Source organism: Pantoea sp. QMID4 (assembly GCF_030270445.1).
GTDB classification, from domain to species: Bacteria; Pseudomonadota; Gammaproteobacteria; order Enterobacterales; family Enterobacteriaceae; genus Pantoea; species Pantoea vagans.
In genome coordinates, this window is record NZ_BSXL01000004.1 from 215,471 (window position 1) to 233,379 (window position 17,909).

At 53.8% G+C, this 17,909-nt stretch carries 14 protein-coding genes; 5 read left to right on the plus strand and 9 right to left on the minus strand.

All coding sequences use genetic code 11. The features are described 5' to 3' along the window. Positions 1–50: 50 nt before the first annotated feature. The 3 genes from ldtD to QSK07_RS10735 all read left to right on the plus strand — a co-directional run bounded on the left by ldtD (position 51) and on the right by QSK07_RS10735 (position 3,265). Positions 51–1,862: a L,D-transpeptidase gene (ldtD, locus tag QSK07_RS10725; RefSeq protein ID WP_285720726.1), complete on the plus strand. Its 1,812-nt coding sequence runs from the start codon at positions 51–53 to the stop codon at positions 1,860–1,862. A gap of 185 nt (positions 1,863–2,047) precedes the next feature. Continuing rightward, on the plus strand, positions 2,048–2,596 hold the full coding sequence (mepK, locus tag QSK07_RS10730) for a peptidoglycan L,D-endopeptidase MepK (protein WP_010254972.1): 549 nt from the start codon (positions 2,048–2,050) through the stop codon (positions 2,594–2,596). Positions 2,597–2,635: 39 nt separating this feature from the next. Continuing rightward, complete coding sequence (locus tag QSK07_RS10735) at positions 2,636–3,265, plus strand: MBL fold metallo-hydrolase (RefSeq protein ID WP_285720725.1); 630 nt, start codon at positions 2,636–2,638, stop codon at positions 3,263–3,265. A 65-nt stretch (positions 3,266–3,330) separates the two neighbouring features. Here the strand turns inward: QSK07_RS10735 and QSK07_RS10740 are convergent, their stop codons facing one another. The 4 genes from QSK07_RS10740 to pncB all read right to left on the minus strand — a co-directional run bounded on the left by QSK07_RS10740 (position 3,331) and on the right by pncB (position 8,939). Next, entirely contained in the window at positions 3,331–4,521 is a 1,191-nt protein-coding gene (locus QSK07_RS10740; RefSeq protein WP_285720724.1) for an amino acid aminotransferase, read from the minus strand. Positions 4,522–4,753: 232 nt separating this feature from the next. Beyond that, positions 4,754–5,878, minus strand: coding sequence for a porin OmpF (ompF, locus tag QSK07_RS10745; RefSeq protein ID WP_285720723.1), 1,125 nt, complete (start codon positions 5,876–5,878; stop codon positions 4,754–4,756). Positions 5,879–6,178: 300 nt separating this feature from the next. Further along, a complete protein-coding gene (asnS, locus tag QSK07_RS10750) occupies positions 6,179–7,579 on the minus strand; it encodes an asparagine--tRNA ligase (RefSeq protein WP_285720722.1) in 1,401 nt (466 codons plus the stop codon). Between the two features lie 154 nt (positions 7,580–7,733). After that, the gene (gene pncB / locus QSK07_RS10755; protein WP_275219768.1) at positions 7,734–8,939 is read right to left on the minus strand and encodes a nicotinate phosphoribosyltransferase; all 1,206 of its coding nucleotides are present in this window, start codon (positions 8,937–8,939) and stop codon (positions 7,734–7,736) included. A 243-nt stretch (positions 8,940–9,182) separates the two neighbouring features. Between pncB and pepN the strand changes: the two genes are divergently transcribed. Continuing rightward, positions 9,183–11,798: an aminopeptidase N gene (gene pepN / locus QSK07_RS10760; RefSeq protein ID WP_285720721.1), complete on the plus strand. Its 2,616-nt coding sequence runs from the start codon at positions 9,183–9,185 to the stop codon at positions 11,796–11,798. A 35-nt stretch (positions 11,799–11,833) separates the two neighbouring features. On the opposite strand, the gene ssuB is transcribed toward pepN, so the two are convergent. The 5 genes from ssuB to ssuE are packed head-to-tail and all read right to left on the minus strand — an operon-like array spanning position 11,834 to position 16,095. Beyond that, on the minus strand, positions 11,834–12,622 hold the full coding sequence (gene ssuB / locus QSK07_RS10765) for an aliphatic sulfonates ABC transporter ATP-binding protein (RefSeq protein ID WP_013357336.1): 789 nt from the start codon (positions 12,620–12,622) through the stop codon (positions 11,834–11,836). Next, complete coding sequence (ssuC, locus tag QSK07_RS10770) at positions 12,619–13,410, minus strand: aliphatic sulfonate ABC transporter permease SsuC (protein ID WP_098051041.1); 792 nt, start codon at positions 13,408–13,410, stop codon at positions 12,619–12,621. The genes ssuB and ssuC overlap by 4 nt, the downstream gene beginning before the upstream one ends. Before the next feature lie 10 nt (positions 13,411–13,420). Beyond that, on the minus strand, positions 13,421–14,569 hold the full coding sequence (ssuD, locus tag QSK07_RS10775) for an FMNH2-dependent alkanesulfonate monooxygenase (RefSeq protein ID WP_285720720.1): 1,149 nt from the start codon (positions 14,567–14,569) through the stop codon (positions 13,421–13,423). Positions 14,570–14,578: 9 nt separating this feature from the next. Next, entirely contained in the window at positions 14,579–15,532 is a 954-nt protein-coding gene (locus QSK07_RS10780) for a sulfonate ABC transporter substrate-binding protein (RefSeq protein ID WP_285720719.1), read from the minus strand. 11 nt (positions 15,533–15,543) lie between these two features. Continuing rightward, entirely contained in the window at positions 15,544–16,095 is a 552-nt protein-coding gene (gene ssuE / locus QSK07_RS10785; protein WP_098051040.1) for an NADPH-dependent FMN reductase, read from the minus strand. A gap of 749 nt (positions 16,096–16,844) precedes the next feature. Between ssuE and QSK07_RS10790 the strand changes: the two genes are divergently transcribed. Next, positions 16,845–17,825, plus strand: coding sequence for a glycosyltransferase (locus tag QSK07_RS10790; RefSeq protein ID WP_275219765.1), 981 nt, complete (start codon positions 16,845–16,847; stop codon positions 17,823–17,825). The last annotated feature ends 84 nt before the right edge of the window (positions 17,826–17,909 follow it).

Here is a 17,909-nt window from a genome sequence, read left to right on the forward strand (position 1 = left end):
CGCAGTGGATACAGGGAACATTGCGAAGTTGAAAATTAAGGGGGGCAGGGATGTTGCTGGTAAAAAAATTAAATCATCATCGCGTTTTATCATTGTTAGCGCTGGCGCTAACCGCTGTTCCATTTACGCTACCACAGGCTGCTGTCATCGCCGCGATGCCAGGAACAACGCAGACGGCTATCCCGGTTTCCGAAAGTCAGCACCGAATCCGTCAGGCTTTTTCCAGTGCCGACCAGCCATTCTATCTGGGACCGCTGGCAACGCTCTATGCCTCCCGCCATATGCAGCCGCTCTGGCAGGATGCTCAGGCGGTGCAGAAATTTCAGCAGCAGCTGGCTGAGGTGGCGCTTTCAGGTGTTCAGCCGCAGTTCACGCGCTGGATTGAGCGTCTGACTAATCCGGCTATTACCGGCTTTGCCCGCGATGTCGCGCTCTCTGATGCGATGCTGGGCTATCTGCAGTTTGTTTCAAATGTGCCGACGCAGGGTGAAACCTGGCTCTATAGCAATGTTCCCTACAGGCTGACCCAGCCATCGGTCGCAGTGGTGAATCAGTGGCAAAACTCGGTTAATGCGGGTTCGGCTGACACGTTTATTGCCTCATTACAGCCGCAGCACCCACAGTATCAGCCTATGCACGCTGCGCTGAAAACGTTGCTCAGCGACAAGCAACCCTGGCCGCAACTAAAAAGCAGTGAAACCCTGCGTCCCGGCCAGGTCAGTGATGACGTTCCAGCACTGCGTGAAATTCTGCAGCGCAGCGGTATGTTAACGGCGCAGATTAACGTACCCGCACCGGATGACGATGCGGTGCCTGTCGCGCCGTCGCCGGTGACACACAGCGACCAGCCTGTCACGGTAAGTCCTTCCGCCGCACCAGTCACCAATCTGCTTTCGCCTTCACCACAATCACCGGGTAACGTCCGGATTTCGACGCTGGAAGGGAATATCGCCAATATTTATGACGATACGCTGGTGGCGGCAGTGAAGCGTTTCCAGCAGTGGCAGGGACTGGATGGCGATGGTGCTATTGGTACCAGAACGCGGCAGTGGCTTAACGTCTCTCCGCAGATGCGCGCTTCGCTGCTTGCGCTGAACATTCAGCGCCTGCGTCTGCTGCCGGATGATATGCACAACGGCATCATGGTGAACATCGCCAACTACTCGCTGATCTATTACAACAACGGTAACAAGATTCTTTCATCGCGTGTCATCGTCGGTCGTCCCGATCGTAAAACGCCACTCATGCGCAGTGCGCTTAATAACGTCGTGCTCAACCCGCCGTGGAATGTGCCGACAACGCTGGTGCGTAAAGACATCATTCCGAAGGTGAAGCAGGATCCAACCTATCTTTACAAGCATGGGTATACCCTGCTGTCGGGCTGGAGCGCAGACGCTGAAGTGATTGACCCCAGCATGATCGACTGGCGCATGGTCACCGCGTCATCGTTCCCTTACCGGCTGATTCAGGCTCCGGGCGTGGCGAATGCGCTGGGCCGGTATAAATTTAATATGCCGAGTTCAGATGCGATCTATCTGCATGACACGCCAAATCATAACCTGTTCCAGCGTGATATCCGTGCGCTCAGTTCAGGCTGTGTGCGGGTGAACAAAGCGTCTGAACTGGCAGGGTTATTGCTGCAGGATGCGGGCTGGAACGACTCCCGTATTTCCAGCACGTTAAAAGAGGGCGACACCCGCTATGTGCCGATTCGCCATCGCATTCCGGTGAACCTTTATTACCTGACGGCATGGGTTGCGGATGATGGCAAACCACAGTTCCGCACAGATATTTACAATTATGATGACACCGCCCGTTCGGGCAGTCAGGCCCTGAGTCGGGCCGAGCGATTGCTGCTCTAGTAATTGATTTTAAATCGTTCTCCGCAAATCCTCATTAAAGTAAAATATTATCAAATGGCGGTCCCTCAAGGGATCGCCTCGCAAACTCATGGCAGATGGGTTGACGCTTCTCCGGGAGAAAGTTATGGTTCGGCCTGTGCGCTTTTTGCACATTTCTATGGCTTCACTCTCAGGTAAACCGTTACATGTCTACTATTGATTCTTTTCGTCGCAAACTACTGCTGTGCGGTAGTGCCGCCGCCGGACTGGCATTATTGCCAGCTTCTGCAAGGGCCTCGCTTTCAACGTCTCGCCCGCGTGTATTGATGCTTAATAATCTTCACACCGGTGAAACCCTTAAAACTGAGTTTTTTAATGGTAAGAGTTACGACAAGGATGAGCTGTCACGATTAAATCATTTTTTCCGTGACTATCGCGCCAATAAAGTGAAAAGCATCGATCCACATCTGTTTGACCAGATTTTCCGCCTGCAGGCGCTGCTGGGTATGCGTAAACCGATCCAGCTGGTTTCCGGCTATCGTTCACTGGCAACCAACAACATGTTACGTGAGAGTGGTCCGGGAGTCGCAAAACACAGCTATCATACCAAAGGCCAGGCGATGGATTTTCATATTGAAGGGGTTTCGCTGGCGAATGTACGCAAAGCGGCGTTATCTCTGCGTGCGGGTGGTGTAGGATATTATCCCCGCAGTAACTTTGTACATATTGATACCGGTCCGATCAGGCACTGGTAGTGACACCGGCAACGCTGCGTGAGCCGGTCATGGAGCGTTATGAACTACCACATTATTCCTGTTACCGCTTTTGCCCAGAACTGCTCAGTTATCTGGTGCGACGCGACTCGTGAAGCCGCACTGGTCGACCCAGGCGGCGATGCTGAACTGATCAAACAAACGCTGGAACAGCTAAAACGTAAACCTGCTCAGATTCTGCTGACACATGGACATCTTGATCACGTCGGGGCCGCTGTTGAACTGGCGGCGTTTTATCAGATTCCGATTGTCGGACCGCAAAAGCGCGATGCCTTCTGGCTGGAAGCGCTGCCGACTCAGAGCCGGATGTTCGGACTTGACGAGTGCGCACCTTTTACCCCCGATCGCTGGCTGGAAGAGGGAGAGAGTGTGCAGGTCGGGCTGACCACGCTGGACGTTCTGCACTGCCCGGGACATTCACCCGGCCATGTCGTGTTCTTTGACCGGCCAGGACGGTTGCTGATTTCAGGCGACGTGATTTTTAATGGTGGTGTTGGGCGTACTGATTTTCCGCAGGGCGATCATCAGCAGCTCATTGATGCTATCCGCACAAAATTACTGCCGCTGGGCGATGATGTGACTTTTCTTCCCGGTCACGGTCCGATTTCCACACTGGGACATGAACGCATCAGCAATCCTTTCCTGCAGTAAACAATTCGTCATTTTTCCGAAATAAAAAATGGGCCATGAGGCCCATTTTTGTTTCGTCGACAGCGTTACAGCACCGCGACAATCGCTTCGCACAGCGCCGACATATTGTCTGGCGTCATGCCCGCCACATTTACGCGGCCTGAGTTGACGGCATAGACGGCAAACTCTTCACGCAGGCGAATCACCTGATCTTTGGTTAAGCCACTGAACGAAAACATGCCGTTCTGCTTAATGATAAAGCTGAAGTCACGCTGCGCGCCTTTTTCTGCCAGGGTGTTCACAAACAGCTGACGCATGCGCTGAATGCGCTGACGCATATCCGACAGCTCCTGTTCCCAGATCGTGCGCAGCGTGTCGTTACCGAGAATGGTGGCGACAACGGCAGCACCATGCGCCGGTGGATTGGAGTAGTTGGCACGAATGGTGTACTTCACCTGGCTGAACGCCGTATCGGCCACGCTGGCTTCCGGAGCCACCAGGGTGATGGCTCCGACACGTTCGTTATACAGACCGAAGTTCTTGGAGTAAGAACTGGCGACGATCAACTCCTGATGCAAGGCGGCAAAAATACGCAGGCCTTCTGCATCTTCATCCAGACCACGGGCAAAGCCCTGGTAGGCGAAATCGAACAACGGTAACCAGCCATTAGTCTGTGACAGCTGCGCCAGCTGCTGCCACTGCTCAGCCGTTGGGTCGATACCGGTCGGATTATGGCAGCAGCCATGGAACAGCACCACGTCGCCCGGCTGGACCTGCTGCAGCGACGCCAGCATACCCTCGAAATCGAGCATATGGTTTGCTGCGTCATAGTAATGATATTCACAAACTTCAAGACCGGCTGCATTGAACACGTTGTTGTGATTCGGCCAGCTCGGATTGCTGATCCAGACCCGCTTTACGGAGGTCTGCGTGGCGAGGAAATCTGCTGCTACACGTAACGCACCTGTGCCACCTGGCGTCTGAGCTGTGCGGGCGCGGCCTGCGGTGATCAGCGGGCTTTGATTGCCGAATAGCAGGGCCTGTGTGCAGCGGGCAAATTCAGCCAGACCATCAATGCTGAGATAATTTTTCGTGGTTTCGTTTTCCAGCAGGTACTGCTCAGCTTTTTTAACACTGGTCAGTACCGGGGTCTTGCCGGTTTCGTCTTTATAGACGCCGATACCCAGATTAATTTTTTCAGGGCGGTCATCAGCACGAAACAGATCGGCCAGTCCGAGAATAGGATCGGCGGGTGCAGCAGAGATCGATTCAAACATGTGTCAGGTCCATTAGCGTGAACGTAAGCAAGAGAGCTGTCAGGGTAGCGTCCGGCCAGGCAAATGCCAACCGTTTGGGAGACAAAATCCTCTATTTAGCGGCTTTGATTTCGCTATGAACAGAAGCTGAGGTTAACGCTGAGCAGAAGGGCGGAGAGAAATGCAGATGAGGTAAATGACAGGCATAAAAAACGAGGCCGTAGCCCCGTTTTTCAGCATGCTTAAAGCAGGATTAGAACTGGTAAACCAGGCCTACTGCTACAGTGTCATCAGTGTTCAGACCCAGCGCGTTGTTATCATCCAGCTGGTTGATCTGATAGTCCACATAGGTAGACATGTTTTTGTTGAAGTAGTAAGTCGCGCCAACGTCGATGTATTTAACCAGGTCAGCATCGCCCACGCCTTCGATATCTTTGCCTTTAGACTGCACGTAAGCAATGGATGGACGCAGGCCGAAGTCGAACTGGTACTGTGCAACCAGTTCAATGTTCTGTGCCTTGTTAGCAGAGGCAGCGCTGGTGGTGTTGTTCAGACCAGTTACAACAGAGATTGGCGTAGAGTTGCGGGTCTGACCGTACATTGCTGCCAGGTAAACGTTATTTGCATCATATTTCAGAGCAGTTGCCCAGTTTTCAGCGCGTTTACCCTGACCGACTACGTTACCGTTGATATCAGTGGTGCCGTCTGCCTGAGAGTCGGTACGATCGCTGCTGCTGTATGCGCCAACAACACCCACACCAATTGGTGAGGTATAGCTGGTTGATGCGCCCCAGCCGTCGCCGTTAGCACGACGAGTGTCGGTACGCTCGTTTTTACCCTGATACTGAAGTGCGAAGTCCCAGCCATCTACCAGACCAAAGAAGTTGGTGTTACGGTAAGTCAGCAGGCCGGTGCTACGACCGTTCATGAAGTTATCTGAGTATCCTGAGTCGCCACCGAACTCTGGCAGCATATCGGTCCAGCCAATTGCATCATAAACCACACCGTAGTTACGGCCGTAGTCGATTGAGCCCGCGTCACCAAATTTCAGACCGGCAAAGCCCAGACGTGTTTTGTTGTTGGCTTGTGCGTCAGAACCTTCAGAGTTATTCGCCTGAATGTTGTATTCCCACTGGCCGTAACCGGTCAGCTGGTCATTGATCTGAGTTTCACCCTTGAAGCCGAAACGAACGTAAGATTTGTCGCCGTTGTTGCCATCGTTATCCGCTGCATCATTATCAGAAAAATAGTGCAGGCCGACAGCTTTACCGTACAGGTCCAGTTTGTTGCCGTCTTTATTATAGATTTCTGCAGCATTTGCTGCGCTGGCGGCTAACAGAGCAGGGATAACCACTGCAAGAATATTGCGCTTCATCATTATTCATTACCCTCATTGGAGTTATTTGTACACCTGCCACTGCCGTCAGGAAATCTTTACAGAACCCTGAGCGAAGTTTGGTGTCTTCCTGTGTCTGCACGCATCTTTCCATCCAACCCGCCGTAATTCTAGCGCTTAAATGCTACTAAACTCGTAATCTGGTTTCTAAAGGAAAATATGTATTACAAAATGTAAAAAATACGGAACTTTGTGAGAGAACTCAAAATTTACAAAAATAAAAAAAGGCCGGCAGTGCCGACCTCTTTATATATATGAATTTCTTATATTTAATGCTGATTTTTAGAAACTTGCATTGCGTGGCGTACGTGGGAAGGGGATGACGTCCCTGACATTCTGCACGCCAGTCACATAGGCGATTAAACGTTCAAAGCCCAGTCCGAAGCCAGAATGTGGCACAGTACCGTAGCGACGCAGATCACGATACCACCAGTAATCTTCTTGGTTCAGACCCATCTCTTCCAGACGTGCATCCAGCACATCCAGACGTTCTTCACGCTGTGAACCGCCAATGATTTCACCAATGCCTGGCGCCAGAACATCCATCGCTGCCACGGTTTTGCCATCCTCGTTCAAACGCATATAGAACGCTTTGATGTCTTTCGGATAGTTTTTCACCACCACTGGCGCTTTGAAGTGTTGCTCTGCCAGGTAGCGCTCGTGTTCAGAAGAGAGATCGATACCCCATGAAACCGGGTTCTCGAAGGTCTGACCGCAGTTCATCAGGATCTCAACCGCATCGGTATAGTCAACCTGGGCAAAATCGGTAGTGATGAAACGCTGCAGGCGCTCAACCGCGTCTTTATCCACGCGCTCAGCAAAGAACGCCATGTCATCGGCGCGCTCTTCCAGCACGGCATTGAACACATATTTCAGCATCGCTTCTGCCAGTGCGGCGGCATCATCCAGTGAGGCAAACGCAATTTCCGGTTCCAGCATCCAGAATTCAGCCAGATGGCGGCTGGTGTTGGAGTTCTCTGCGCGGAACGTCGGGCCGAAGGTGTAGATCTTCGACAGGGCACTGGCATAAGTTTCGCCGTTCAGCTGACCGGAAACGGTCAGGAAGGCTTCTTTACCAAAGAAATCTTCACTGAAGTCGACTTTGCCCTGATCGTTACGTGGCAGGTTTTCCATATCCAGCGTCGAGACACGGAACATCTCGCCAGCACCTTCGGTATCCGAGGCGGTAATCAGCGGAGTGGAAACCCAGAAATAGCCATTTTCATGGAAGAAGCGATGCAGCGCCTGCGCCAGAGTATGGCGAACGCGGGCGACCGCGCCAATCAGGTTTGTGCGCGGACGCAGGTGAGCGACTTCGCGCAGATACTCGATGCTGTGGCGTTTTGCCGCCATCGGGTAGCTGTCCGGATCTTCTACCCAGCCGACGACTTCCAGGCTGGTCGCCTGAATCTCAAACGCCTGGCCCTGACCCGGCGATGCCACCACTTTACCGGTGACAATAACGGAACAGCCGGTGGTCAGACGCAGCACTTCATCCTGATAATTATTCAGAGAATTATTGACGACAGCCTGAACGGGATTAAAGCAGGAGCCGTCATAGACAGCGATGAAGGAAAGACCGGCTTTGGAATCTCTTCGGGTACGCACCCAACCACGTACGGTGACTTCACTGTCAACCGCGACGCGACCGTGCAGTACGTCCGCTACAGGCACTACGCTCATAAATATCTCTCTATAGAAGAAGTGAGTTAAAAGTTGCCCCATCCGGGGTTTTGCTATGTTACTTGTGAGTCTTCAGGAAACAAGCAAAATTCAGAGGGAAAGCGGATTTATTACAGCAGAGGCGGGGCGCATCAACGCCCCGATAAGAAGAGGTTTAACTCGCTTTCTTCACCAGCGGCAGATCAAAGGCTTTACGCAGGGCCCTGACAAAGGCTTTATCCTGGCAGATGGTTTTACCCGGGCTGTCTGAAAGTTTTGCTACCGGCTTGCCGTTGCACTGCACCAGCTTGATAACGATGTTCAGAGGTGTCACGCCTGGAATATCACAGGTGAGACGCGTACCGATGCCAAACACCACATTCGTCCGCTGGCCAAAGTGGCGATAGAGCGCCAGTGCTTTGTCGAGATTTAAGTTGTCAGAAAAGACCAGGTGTTTACTTTGCGGATCGATACCCAGCTTTTGATAATGAACCAGAGCTTTCTCGCCCCATTCAACCGGATCGCCGGAGTCGTGACGCAGTCCCTGATAGCGGCGGGCAAACACCGGACCGAAATCGCGCAGGAACGCATCCATGGCGATGCAGTCGGTCAGCGCGATACCCAGCTGATCGTCATACTCGTCCAGCCACGCCTGCAGCGCAGCACGCTGACTGTTGGCGAGAACCGGGCTGATCTGCTGGAAGGCCTGGAACCACTCATGCGCCTGCGTGCCGACCGGCGTCAGTGACAGACGGCGCGCCAGATCATAGTTACTGGTGCCAATCAGCCACGGAAAATCCTGTTTCAGCGTGGAGACAATCGACTGCTGCACATCCTGCGAATAGCGACGACGGGTGCCGAAATCCATCAGGCGGAAGCGCGACATATCCAGGTCAGCCACCTGCGTCTTAAAGTCGCCCAGTTTCTGATGCAGGTGGTCGATCGCCTGCTGGGTGGTGACCTGCGGCGTGCGATGACGATGCACAATCTCACTAATCAGCGCCAGTAGCGGCACCTCCCACAGGATCACCTCCCGCCACGGCCCCTGGATACGAAGTTCCAGTTTGCCATGATGATTGCACACCTCAACCTGCTCCGGATTATAGCGGAACTGGCGCAACCAGCTGAGGTAATCCTGCTGGAAAAAGGGAAGGCGGGATAACCAGGTCGCTTCATCATCAGTCAGCGCCAGGTGTTGCATGGCAGTAATCGCTTCACGAATTTCGTCAGCGTAGAGACCCAGCAGTTCGTCGCCGCGGCAGCGAAACTCCGCTGCCACCGTTACGTCATGATAGCGGTGAAAAACGGCCTGCTGCATATGGAGCTTGTAGGCGTCCGTATCCAGCAGGGAGGTCAGTATCGGGGAAGCATGTCCTGTCATGGCGCGTTTCAGCATCCTGTTCGGTGGCGCAGTGCCCGGTGTTGTACACAGTCATAAAGACGCAAAAGTATAATTCACTATCTGAAGCCGATCACAGCATATTTCAATCGGGCGGGTCGAGACCAATCTGTGCCTTTGTTAACAAAGTGTAGCCATTTCACCCTTCAGGTGCATTGTGCATGGCAAGCTTGCAGTAACAAGCTTAGACTTTGCCGGTAAACTTATAACTACGCGAGACGCACTATGACGCAACAGCCCCAAATCAAGTATCGCCACGACTACCGTGCGCCCGATTACACCATCACCGATATCGATTTAACGTTTGAACTGGATGCGTCGACGACCCGTGTAACGGCCATCAGCCAGGTTAAACGCGTGGGTGACAGCCAGGCTGAGCTGCGACTCGACGGCGAAGCGTTAACGCTGATTGCGCTGGAGATCGACGGGCAACCCTGGACGGCCTTCCGTGAAGAAGAGGGCGCACTGGTCATCAGCCAGCTGCCGGACAGCTTCACCCTGAAAATCATCAATGTGATTCATCCGGATCAGAACACCGCGCTGGAAGGGCTGTACAAATCGGGCGAGGCGCTCTGCACCCAATGTGAGGCTGAAGGCTTCCGTCATATTACCTGGTATCTCGATCGCCCTGATGTGCTGGCACGTTTTACCACCACCATTTATGCCGACGGTGAGCGTTATCCGTTCCTGCTCTCCAACGGAAACCGCATTGACAGCGGCCGGGATGAGCAGGGCCGCAGCTGGGTGAAGTGGGAAGATCCGTTCCCGAAACCCTGCTACCTGTTTGCGCTGGTGGCGGGCGATTTCGACGTGCTGCGCGACAGCTTCACCACCCGTTCAGGACGTGACGTGGCGCTGGAGATCTTCGTCGATCGCGGGAATCTCGATCGTGCCGACTGGGCGATGACGTCGCTGAAAAACAGCATGAAGTGGGATGAAGAGCGTTTTGGGCTGGAGTATGACCTCGACATCTTTATGATCGTGGCGGTGGACTTCTTCAACATGGGTGCAATGGAGAACAAAGGTCTTAACGTCTTCAACGCCAAATATGTGCTGGCGAAAGCGGAAACGGCGACCGACAAAGATTACCTCGGCATTGAGGCGGTTATCGGTCACGAATATTTCCACAACTGGACCGGTAACCGCGTGACCTGCCGCGACTGGTTCCAGCTCAGCCTGAAAGAGGGACTGACGGTGTTCCGCGATCAGGAGTTCAGCTCCGATCTGGGTTCACGCGCGGTGAACCGCATCGATAACGTCCGTATCGTGCGTGGCGCGCAGTTTGCCGAAGATGCCAGCCCGATGGCGCACCCGATCCGTCCGGATCAGGTTATCGAGATGAACAATTTCTACACCCTGACGGTGTATGAAAAGGGATCAGAAGTCATTCGCATGATGCACACCCTGCTGGGTGAAGAGAACTTTCAGAAGGGCATGAAGCTCTATTTTGACCGTCACGACGGCAGCGCCGCCACCTGTGATGACTTTGTTCAGGCGATGGAAGATGCCTCAAATGTCGATTTGTCGCAGTTCCGCCGCTGGTACAGCCAGTCCGGTACGCCAGTACTGACGGTGCGCGACGATTACAATCCGGAACTTGAGCAGTACACGCTACACGTTACGCAGCACACCCCAGCGACTGCCGAACAGAAAGAGAAGCTGCCGCTGCATATCCCGCTGGATATTGAGCTGTATGACGGTGAAGGCAAGGTGATCCCGCTGCAGAATAACGGCCACCCGGTGCATCATGTGCTGAATGTCACCGAAGAGTTCCAGACCTTTATTTTCGATAATGTCTACTTCCAGCCGGTGCCGTCGCTGCTGCGTGAATTCTCTGCGCCAGTGAAGCTTGACTACAAATGGAGTGATGCTCAGCTCACCTTCCTGATGCGTCATGCACGCAACGACTTCTCCCGCTGGGATGCGGCTCAGAGCCTGCTGGCGACCTACATTCGCCTGAACGTTGCCCGCTATCAGCAGGGCCAGCATCTGTCGCTGCCGCTGCATGTTGCCGATGCTTTCCGCGCGGTGCTGCTCGATACCGACTGTGACCCGGCCCTGACCGCGCTGATCCTGACGCTGCCGTCAGAAAATGAGATTGCCGAGCTGTTCGATACTATCGATCCGCAGGCGATTGCGCTGGTGCGTGACGCCCTGCAACGCACACTGGCACGCGAACTGGCCGATGAGTTCTTTGCGATCTACAACGCCAATCAGCAGCCTGAATACCGTGTGGAGCATGACGCGATTGGTCAGCGCAGCCTGAAAAATATCTGCCTGACCTATCTTGCCTTCAGCGATGCACAGCTGGCGGACAAACTGGTGCAGACGCAGTATCGCCAGGCAACCAACATGACGGATACGCTGGCGGCACTTTCCGCTGCTGTGGCAGCTCAGTTACCGTGCCGCGATGCGCTGCTGGCGGCTTATGATGAGCGCTGGCATCAGGATGGTCTGGTGATGGACAAATGGTTTGTGTTGCAGGCAACCAGTCCGGCTGCCAACGTGATGCGCAATGTGCGTCAGCTGCTGAATCATCGCTCCTTCACGATGAGCAATCCAAACCGCGTTCGCTCGCTGGTGGGTGCCTTTGCCTCGGCTAACCCGGCCGCGTTCCATGCTAAAGATGGCAGCGGCTACAAGTTCCTGGTGGAAATGCTCATCGATCTGAACACGCGCAATCCGCAGGTTGCGGCACGAATGGTAGAACCGCTGATTCGTCTGAAACGTTATGACGAAGGCCGTCAGGCAATGATGCGCCAGGCGCTGGAACAGCTGCTGGAGCTGAATAAACTCTCTGGCGATCTCTACGAAAAAATTACCCGGGCGCTGAACGCCTGATAATAAAAAAGGGAGCGTCTGAGACGCTCCCTTTTTCAGCGCTGCTGCGCGTAGCGTACCGGCTGCGGTCGTTCTGTACGCTGCATCACCCGATCCAGCACCTCCGCTTCCAGCTCTGCCAGCCGCGCCGATCCCCGACGCCGCGGACGTGGCAGATCCACCAGCAGATCCAGACCGATCTCACCCTCTTCGATCAACAATACGCGATCCGCCATCACGACCGCTTCACTGACATCATGCGTGACCAGCAGAACGGTAAAGTGATGTTGCTGCCACAGTGATTCAATCAATCCCTGCATTTCAATGCGGGTCAGGGCATCCAGCGCTCCCAGGGGTTCATCCAGCAGCAGTAAGCCGGGCCGATGAATCAGCGCTCTGGCCAGCGCCACACGCTGTTTCTGTCCGCCAGAAAGGGCGGCTGGCCACTCATTGGCGCGATCGGCCAGTCCCACCGCCGTCAGGGCATCCATGGCCGCGCTGCGCCATTCGCGTCCGCGCAGGCCCAGCCCGACGTTATCGATCACTTTTTTCCACGGCAGCAGTCGCGCATCCTGAAACATCAGGCGGGTATCATCGCGTGCCGACTGCAGCGGCGCATTACCTGCCAGCAGTTCACCGCTGGAGCTTTGTTCGAGTCCGGCCAGCAGGCGCAACAGGGTGCTTTTACCGCAGCCGCTGCGACCCACTACCGCCACAAACTGACCCGAAGGAATATGCAGGTCGATCTTATTGAGAATAGTACGACTGCCATACTGTTTGCTGACGCCATTAACGCCAACCGGCGTGCCGGTGTTAAGGCGGGCTGGTGAGAGAGTCTGGCTCATGCGTTCTCCTCCTTCAGTTGGTAAGCGGGGTGCCAGCGCAGCCAGACGCGTTCCAGTAACAACGCGGCGACATCCGCCAGTTTGCCGAGCAGGGCATAGAGAATGATGGCGACCACCACCACATCGGTCTGCAGGAATTCACGCGCGTTCATTGCCAGATAGCCGATGCCCGAGTTGGCGGAGATGGTCTCAGCGACAATCAACGTCAGCCACATCAGACCGAGCGCGAAACGCACGCCGACCATAATATTTGGCAGTGCGCCGGGCAGGATCACCTGGATAAACAGGCGCCAGCCGGACAGGCCATAGCTGCGCGCCATCTCAACCAGCCCGCGATCGATATTGCGGATGCCGTGATAGGTATTCAGATAGATCGGGAACAGCGTGCCCAGCGCCACCAGAAAGATTTTGGCGGACTCGTCGATTCCGAACCAGAGGATAACCAGCGGGATTAGCGCCAGATGCGGCACATTGCGCAGCATCTGCACCGACGTATCCAGCAGGCGTTCACCGGTTTTTGAGGTGCCGGTGATCAGCCCAAGTATCAGGCCGATAGAACCGCCAATGCTGAAGCCGATCAGCGCCCGCCAGCTGCTTATCGCCAGATGCTGCCAGAGTTCACCGCTGGCAGTCAGCTGCCAGAAGGTGGTCACAATTTTCTCCGGCGCGGGCAGAATACGGTTCGATAACCAGCCAGTTTGTGAAGCAATCTGCCACACCACAATAAGCAGCGTCGGCAATAGCCACGGCACCAGCGTATCAGCAAGGCGTTTTCGGGTTCTGGCCATCATGCTCTCCTCAGCCCCGGGCGACTTTTTTCTCAGGGGTAAAATCGTTGGCGACTGCTTCACCGTGCGCCTGAACGACGCGCGGTTGTGGCACCAGTGGCACCTGCAGATCAAGATGCGGGAACAGCAGTTCGCCAACGCGATAAGCCTCTTCCAGATGCGGATAACCCGACAGAATAAAGGTCTCGATGCCCAGCGCTTCATACTCTTTGATGCGCGCGGCCACGGTCGGACCATCGCCGACCAGCGCGGTACCGGCTCCGCTGCGTACCAGACCCACACCTGCCCACAGATTCGGGCTGATTTCGAGTTTGTCGCGGCGACCACCGTGCAGCGCGGCCATCCGGCGCTGCCCGACGGAATCGGTCCGCTGGAACGCTGCCTGTGCCTTCGCGATAGTGGCGTCATCGACATTGGCAATCAGCCGGTCGGCGGCCTGCCAGGCTTCTTCATTCGTTTCGCGCACAATCACATGCAGACGGATACCAAACCGCACCGTACGTCCCTGCGCGGCTGCTTTCGCGCGTACCTGTTCAATCTTTTCCCGAACCTGAGCAGGCGGCTCGCCCCAGGTGAGGTAAACATCGACCTGTTCGGCCGCCAGTTCCTGAGCCGGTTCAGAAGAGCCACCAAACCAGAGTGGTGGGCGAGGCTGCTGCACCGGTTTAAACATCAGGCGTGCGCCGCGAACCTTCACGTGCTTGCCTTCGTAATCGACGGTTTCGCCTTCCAGTACCCGGCGCCAGACACGGGTGAACTCGGCAGATTCTGCGTAACGCTCACGGTGATCCAGGAACACGCCATCGCCCGCCAGCTCTTCCGGATCGCCGCCGGTCACCAGATTGAATAGCGCGCGGCCGTTGGAGAGGCGATCCAGCGTGGCAGCCTGACGCGCTGCCTGAGTCGGGGAAATGACGCCGGGCCGCAGCGCGACCAAAAAACGCAGGCGCTGCGTCACCGGGATCAGCGAGGCGGCAACCAGCCAGGCATCTTCGCAGGAGCGGCCGGTTGGGATCAGAACCCCGCCAAAGCCGAGACGGTCAGCAGCCTGCGCCACCTGTTGTAAATAGGCGTGATCAACCGGGCGCGCGCCTTCGGCGGTACCAAGATAGTGGCCGTCGCCATGCGTCGGCAGGAACCAGAAAATGGATACGCTCATTATTGCTCCTTACTGCGTTACGGTATGCGGTTGCCAGATGCGATCCTGGATCGTCACTTTGACTGGCAACAGATGATTGGCATAAAACAGGTCAGCGGTACGCTGCTGTGCGGCTGCGGTTTCAGCACTGACCGGCGAAATCCGGGTGGGTGGACGATGGCTGAGATAGCTGGCAATAACCGGTTCAGGCAGGCCCATCGCCTGTGCCAGAAGCGTGGTGCTCTGCTGAGGCTGGCTGATAGTCAGCGCATCGGCACTGCTGAAGGTGTCGAGCACCTGCTGGATAAACGCGCCGTGGGCTTCGGCATAGCTGCGCGTCGCCAGATAGAAGGATCCGGTCAGATTCAGTGAGCTGCCATCAATCAGCAGGCGCGAATTACCCTGCAGCAGTACCGAAGAGTAGTAGGGATCCCAGATTGCCCAGGCATCCACGTCACCCTGCTGGAAGGCGGCGCGCGCATCGGCTGGCGTCAGATAGACGGGTGTGATGTCTTTAAACGTGAGGCTCGCCTGCTGTAAGGCGCGCAGCAATAAATTGTGTGAACTGGAACCCTTCTGGAAAGCGACTTTTTTGCCTTTCAGATCGGCAACCTGTTTCAGAGCGCTGTTTTTCGGGACCAGAATCACTTCTGATTTCGGTTTTGGCGGCTCCGAACCGACATAGAGCAGATCGGCGCCTGCGGCCTGGGCAAACAGCGGCGGAAGGTCACCGGTACTGCCGAGATCAATACTGTTAATGTTCAGCGCTTCCAGCATTTGCGGGCCAGCCGGGAACTCAATCCACTTAATGTGAGTATGGGGAAAACGCTTCTCCAGCAACTGATGTGACTTCGCCAGCACCATGCTGACTGAACCTTTCTGATAGCCGATGCGAATCTCAGCCGGATCCGATTCTGCGGCCTGCACCTGAAGGCCAGCCAGTAACAGTCCTGCCACCAGCCACTTTCCTAATCTCTGCTTCATCGATCGCTTCCTTATACTGCCTGCGCAACAGGATGGTGATGGCGGGTCAGCGCCAGCCAGAACGCGGAGACGGCTTCATCAAGACGCTCTGCCAGTGAATCTTCCAGTACAGGCTGACGATCGTAATGTGTGACCTGGCTATCTTCGGCGTAGATCCCATGCAGAATTTCCTGTGCTTTTAAAGCGTTGAGAACCGGCTTCAGCGCGTAGTCCAGTGCCAGCATATGGCCGACACTGCCGCCGCTGGCGAGTGGCAACACAACTTTGTGCTCAAGTGCGCGCTCAGGCAGCAGGTCGAGCAGAGTCTTCAGAGCGCCCGAAAACGACGCTTTATAAATCGGTGTCGCCACAATCAGGCCATCAGCCGCGGCCAGATCGTCACGCAGGGCCAGCAGCGCGGGTGCATCAAAGCGCGCGTTAATCAGATCGTCAGGCTGAAAGTTGTGAATATTCCAGGGAATGACTTCAATGCCACGTGCCTCCAGCTTGTGCTGACACAACGTCAGTAGCGAGGTTGAGCGGGAGGGGAATCGTGGGCTACCTGCCAGCGTAATAACTCGCATCATCACTCCTTATAACTAAAAGTTATTGATTATCAAAAGTTGAGAACTTATGTCTTCATACTGTCAGAGCAGGGGATTGGGCTTAAATGATTTATCCGGCAAAGCAAGGGTAAAAACTGCAAATAGACGTACCGGTGGCAGATAATGAAAACATCGCTTCCGATAATTCTTAAAATAAAGGCGAGCAGCGAAACCATTCATTAAGAGCAGTGATGCAAGAAGGTTAAAACAGGACATATGGTGAAAAAAATTATCTTTCTTCTGATTGCTTAACCATTCTGCTTGTGGCTGAACCATGTTGAAGCGCAGCGGTAGCCTGAAAGCGGAGGGTAAAGCAGCCTGACATCAGCGTATTTTAGTGGTGTTCCGGCATGATATTAGGATTAATTGCAGAGCGTAAACTGTAATAAAAATGAAGGAATGCTGAAGTTATTCACGATTTCAGATGTTCGCTTACATATTCCTGATTCTGGTTACGCCTGCCTGGTGGGGGTAATTTAAATCGTTCCTCAACGGTTTTAACATTACAGCGGGCTATAGATGCACTTTTTTTAACAGTGATAATCAGGTGAAACGTTAAGATAATTTTTACAACTGGTCTTTTTTCGCATAACCGGTTTAAGATAAGCAGGCTAAATCTAAGTCATCATAATAGTAGCGTATTACTCTTTTCGACGTTTCGCCTCTGGTCAGTCCCTGCATCTGGCAGGTGAATCGTATTGTCATTTTCTAACAGCAGAGAATTGCATATGTCTGACATCCTGTTATCCGTTATTATTCCAACCTACAATGTAGAGAAATATATTGTAGAATGCGTCGATTCATTATTACGACAGGTTAAAGCGCCCAATGAAATAATCATTGTGAATGATGGCTCCACCGACGGAACATTAGCCTTAATTGAACAGAATTATGCGCATCTTTCTCAGGTAAAAATAATTACTACTAAGAATGGTGGTGCTGGTCATGCACGCGATGTCGGTATTGACCAGGCGCAGGGTCAGTTTCTCTTTTTCTGCGATCCGGATGACGTCGTCGTGGATGGGCTGGTCGTTGAACTGGGTATGGTAGCGGAAAAACATCCTGAAACGGACCTGTTCTGTTTTAAATCGTGCGTCTATCGCGATGGCCAGATTGATATCACCTCGCCAAAAGTCAGACACGAACTCTTTGGGCAGCAAAAGCCGCAGGAAGTCTTATTGGGCCTGCTGCGTAACGGCAGCTATACGTCGGCAGCGTGGAGCTACGTCATCAGCAAACGCGTTATTGAACAGCATAAATTACGCTTTGTTAAACGCGTTCATGAAGACCACAATTTTACGCTCTCCTGCTTTATGAATAGCCAGCAGGCGTGGGTGAGTCATCAGGTTTATTATAAACAGCGTATTCGCAACGGCTCACTGACGAACAGTTCCAAAAGTAATGAGTTTTTCTATCAGCGTTATGATGCCTTTATGCACGCCTGCAATACGTTAACCGGTTCTCTGATTAAATCAGCGTGGCGCGATACGCTTGAAAAAGCCTATTTAATTCACTCATTTCGTCTGATGATCTATTTATCACTCTATAATCGTACGCCTGTTCCGGAATATGTGCTTAACGCTATTCGCTTTATGGGCCGCAATGTGAAAACAGAAAGCTTTAAAGAGTGGTTATTGTTCAATCGGCCTGAACTGTTTATTGCACTTCAGCATTACAAGGTCAAAAAAGAGCTGAAGAACGCCGCCTGATTCTGAAAAGCAGCCTGATTCTGAAAAATGTTAAGCGATATTGTTTATGCCTTAGCGAAATGAGAAGGTGAGACATGCAATGTG

Bases quoted from the DNA above. Each gene is read 5' to 3' on its own strand.
- ldtD (WP_285720726.1), top strand. From the start codon at position 51: ATGTTGCTGGTAAAAAAATTAAATCATCATCGCGTTTTATCATTGTTA.
- mepK (WP_010254972.1), top strand. From the start codon at position 2,048: ATGTCTACTATTGATTCTTTTCGTCGCAAACTACTGCTGTGCGGTAGT.
- QSK07_RS10735 (WP_285720725.1), top strand. From the start codon at position 2,636: ATGAACTACCACATTATTCCTGTTACCGCTTTTGCCCAGAACTGCTCA.
- QSK07_RS10740 (WP_285720724.1), bottom strand. From the start codon at position 4,521: ATGTTTGAATCGATCTCTGCTGCACCCGCCGATCCTATTCTCGGACTG.
- ompF (WP_285720723.1), bottom strand. From the start codon at position 5,878: ATGATGAAGCGCAATATTCTTGCAGTGGTTATCCCTGCTCTGTTAGCC.
- asnS (WP_285720722.1), bottom strand. From the start codon at position 7,579: ATGAGCGTAGTGCCTGTAGCGGACGTACTGCACGGTCGCGTCGCGGTT.
- pncB (WP_275219768.1), bottom strand. From the start codon at position 8,939: ATGACAGGACATGCTTCCCCGATACTGACCTCCCTGCTGGATACGGAC.
- pepN (WP_285720721.1), top strand. From the start codon at position 9,183: ATGACGCAACAGCCCCAAATCAAGTATCGCCACGACTACCGTGCGCCC.
- ssuB (WP_013357336.1), bottom strand. From the start codon at position 12,622: ATGAGCCAGACTCTCTCACCAGCCCGCCTTAACACCGGCACGCCGGTT.
- ssuC (WP_098051041.1), bottom strand. From the start codon at position 13,410: ATGGCCAGAACCCGAAAACGCCTTGCTGATACGCTGGTGCCGTGGCTA.
- ssuD (WP_285720720.1), bottom strand. From the start codon at position 14,569: ATGAGCGTATCCATTTTCTGGTTCCTGCCGACGCATGGCGACGGCCAC.
- QSK07_RS10780 (WP_285720719.1), bottom strand. From the start codon at position 15,532: ATGAAGCAGAGATTAGGAAAGTGGCTGGTGGCAGGACTGTTACTGGCT.
- ssuE (WP_098051040.1), bottom strand. From the start codon at position 16,095: ATGCGAGTTATTACGCTGGCAGGTAGCCCACGATTCCCCTCCCGCTCA.
- QSK07_RS10790 (WP_275219765.1), top strand. From the start codon at position 16,845: ATGTCTGACATCCTGTTATCCGTTATTATTCCAACCTACAATGTAGAG.